The organism is Patulibacter medicamentivorans (genome assembly GCF_000240225.1).
In the GTDB taxonomy this organism is placed as follows: Bacteria; Actinomycetota; Thermoleophilia; order Solirubrobacterales; family Solirubrobacteraceae; genus Patulibacter; species Patulibacter medicamentivorans.
Genome location: NZ_AGUD01000338.1, coordinates 1 through 2,589, shown reverse-complemented (window position 1 = coordinate 2,589; position 2,589 = coordinate 1). Strand labels below are relative to the sequence as shown.

3 protein-coding genes and 1 pseudogene are annotated in these 2,589 nt (G+C 76.3%); all 4 read right to left on the bottom strand.

Going from position 1 to position 2,589, the window contains the following annotated elements; all coding sequences use genetic code 11:
* Positions 1-202 (bottom strand): annotated as a pseudogene (locus tag PAI11_RS23520) (3-carboxy-cis,cis-muconate cycloisomerase); the annotation flags it as partial.
* Between the two features lie 9 nt (positions 203-211).
* A complete protein-coding gene (pcaG, locus tag PAI11_RS23515) occupies positions 212-844 on the bottom strand; it encodes a protocatechuate 3,4-dioxygenase subunit alpha (protein WP_007579575.1) in 633 nt (210 codons plus the stop codon).
* Complete coding sequence (gene pcaH, locus PAI11_RS23510; protein WP_007579573.1) at positions 841-1,587, bottom strand: protocatechuate 3,4-dioxygenase subunit beta; 747 nt, start codon at positions 1,585-1,587, stop codon at positions 841-843. Before pcaH ends, pcaG begins: the two co-directional genes overlap by 4 nt.
* Before the next feature lie 21 nt (positions 1,588-1,608).
* Positions 1,609-2,589, bottom strand: a 981-nt coding sequence (locus PAI11_RS23505; protein WP_040601543.1) for a thiolase family protein, incomplete at its 5' end; no start/stop codon positions are given.

Genomic DNA, 2,589 nt, shown 5'->3' with positions numbered 1-2,589 from the left:
CGAGCGCGCCGGCGTCCAACGGGACCGCCGGCGCCGCCGTCGCGATCCGGTCGGCGACGGTCCGCGGCAGCAGCCCGGCGTCGGCGCCGGCTCCCGCGAGCGCCACCTCGACCTCGACCATCGCGGCCAGCCACGCCCGGTCGCCGACGGCCGCGGCGGCCTCGCCGCGGGCGAAGACGCCGCCGAAGAGCTGGCCGCTCATGCCGGCCGCTCAGAGCGCGAAGAAGACGGTCTCATCGGGACCCTGCAGGTGGATGTCGAGACGGTAGCCGTCGGCGGTCGGCGTGGCGATCAGCGTCTCGCGCCGGGCCGGGTCGATTGCCCGCAGCACCGGGTCGCGCTCGTTCGCCGCCGGCTCGTCGCCGAAGTAGCAGCGGGTGACGACCCGGTGCAGCAGGCCGCGGGCGAAGATCGACAGATCGACGTGCGGCGCCTGGCGGATCGGCGGCGGGCCGTCGGCGGGCAGGTCGCTCGGCCACGGCACCGGTCCCGGCTTCAGGGTCACGATCGCGAACCGGCCGTCGGCGTCGGTCGCCGAGCGGCCGAACCCGCGGAAGCTCGGGAACGGCCGCTGGTGGTGGTCGGTGGCGTCCGGCCGGCGGGCGACGTGGGCGAACCCGCCGTCGGGATCGGCCTGCCAGCTCTCGACCAGCGCGTCGGGGATCGGGTCGCCAGCGCCGTCGCGGACGATTCCGTGCAGCCGGATCGCGCCGGGCGTCTCGGGCGAGACCGCGAACGGCCCCTCCGGCCACGGCAGGCCGATGTGCAGGTAGGGCCCGACCGTCTGCGACGGCGTCTCGCCGGGGGCGGCGGCGGTCCCCGCGGGGGCGGCGTCGGTGCTCACGAGTGGTGGGGGTCGATCGGGGTGGCGGCGGGCCCGCGCAGGATGATGTCCCAGCGGTAGGCGAGCGCGCGCCCGGGCAGGCTCTGGTCGAGGTCGAACGCGCTCACCATCCGCTCGCGGATCCGCGGGTCGCTGACGCTGCCCCAGATCGGGTCGAACGCGAACAACGGGTCGCCGGGGAAGTACATCTGCGACACCAGCCGCTGGGTGAAGGCCCGGCCGAGCAGCGAGAAGTGGATGTGCGCCGGCCGCCAGGCGTTGTGGTGGTTGCCCCACGGGTAGGCGCCCGGCTTGATCGTGACGAACCGGTAGCGCCCCTCGGCGTCGGTGATGCAGCGCCCGACGCCGGTGAAGTGCGGGTCCAGCGGCGCCGGGTGGCGGTCGCCGGCGTGGCGGTAGCGGCCGGCGGCGTTGGCCTGCCAGATCTCGACCAGCGTCTCGGGCACCGGCCGGCCGTCGCCGTCCAGGACCCGGCCGTGGACCACGATCCGCTCGCCGAGCGGCTCTCCGTCGTGCTGGGCGGTCAGGTCCTCCTCGCCCGCCTCGACGCGGCGGAACGAGAAGCGGGGGCCGGTGACCTCGGTCAGCGTCTGCGGCAGCCGGTCGAGCTGGCGGCGCGGGTGGCGCAGCGCGGTCGAGCGGTAGGCGGGCGCGTCGAGCGGCGGGTGGGTGCCGGGCGGGCTCTCCCGCCAGCGCGGCAGGATCAGCCGCGCGTGCTCGTCGGTGGGCGTGTCGTCGTGCATCTCGCTCCTCGGTCCGTGCGGTCAGGCGTGCAGGACGACCGCCAGCCCCTGTCCGACGCCGATGCAGATCGCGGCCAGGCCCCAGCCACCGCCGCTGGCCCGCAGCTGGCGGGCCAGGCGCCCGAGGATCCGGGTCCCGGAGGCGCCGAGCGGGTGGCCGATCGCGATCGCGCCGCCGTGGACGTTGAGGATCGCCGGGTCCAGGTCGGGCCAGCCCCGCAGGCAGGCCAGCGACTGGGCGGCGAACGCCTCGTTCAGCTCGACCGCGGCCAGGTCGCCCCAGCCGATGCCGGCCCGGCGCAGCGCCTCGTGGGCGGCCGCGACGGGGCCGTAGCCGAAGAGGTCGGGGTCGATGCCGTGAGCGGCGCGGCTGACGATCCGGGCCAGCGGGTCGCGGCCGAGCCGGCCAGCGGCGGCCTCGTCGCCGAGCAGCGCCATCGAGGCGCCGTCGTTGAGCGGCGAGGCGTTGCCGGCGGTGACGGTGCCGTCGGCGACGAAGGCCGGCTTCAGGGTCGCCAGCTTCTCGACCGTCGTCCCCGGGCGGATCGACTCGTCGCGCTCGAGCGGGGCGCCGGGAACCTGGACGATCTCGTCGGCGAGCGTCCCGTCGTCCCAGGCCGCGGCGGCGCGGCGGTGACTCTCGGCGGCGAAGGCGTCCTGCTCGTCGCGGCCGACCTGGTGGAGCGCGGCGAGCTTCTCGGTGCTCGCGCCGAGCGAGATCGTCCACCGCTCCGGCATCCGCGGGTTGACCATCCGCCAGCCGAGGGTGGTCGAATGCAGCGTCTCGTGGCCCGCCGGGTAGGCGCGATCGGGCTTCGACAGCACCCAGGGCGCGCGGCTCATCGACTCGACGCCGCCGGCGACCACCAGCTCGGCGTCGCCGGTCTCGATCGCCCGCGCGCCCTGGATCGCGGCCTCGAGGCTCGATCCGCAGAGCCGGTTGACGGTCGCGCCGGGGACGCTGGTCGGCAACCCGGCCAGCAGCACCGCCATCCGGGCGAC

Bases quoted from the DNA above. Each gene is read 5' to 3' on its own strand.
- pcaH (WP_007579573.1), bottom strand. From the start codon at position 1,587: ATGCACGACGACACGCCCACCGACGAGCACGCGCGGCTGATCCTGCCG.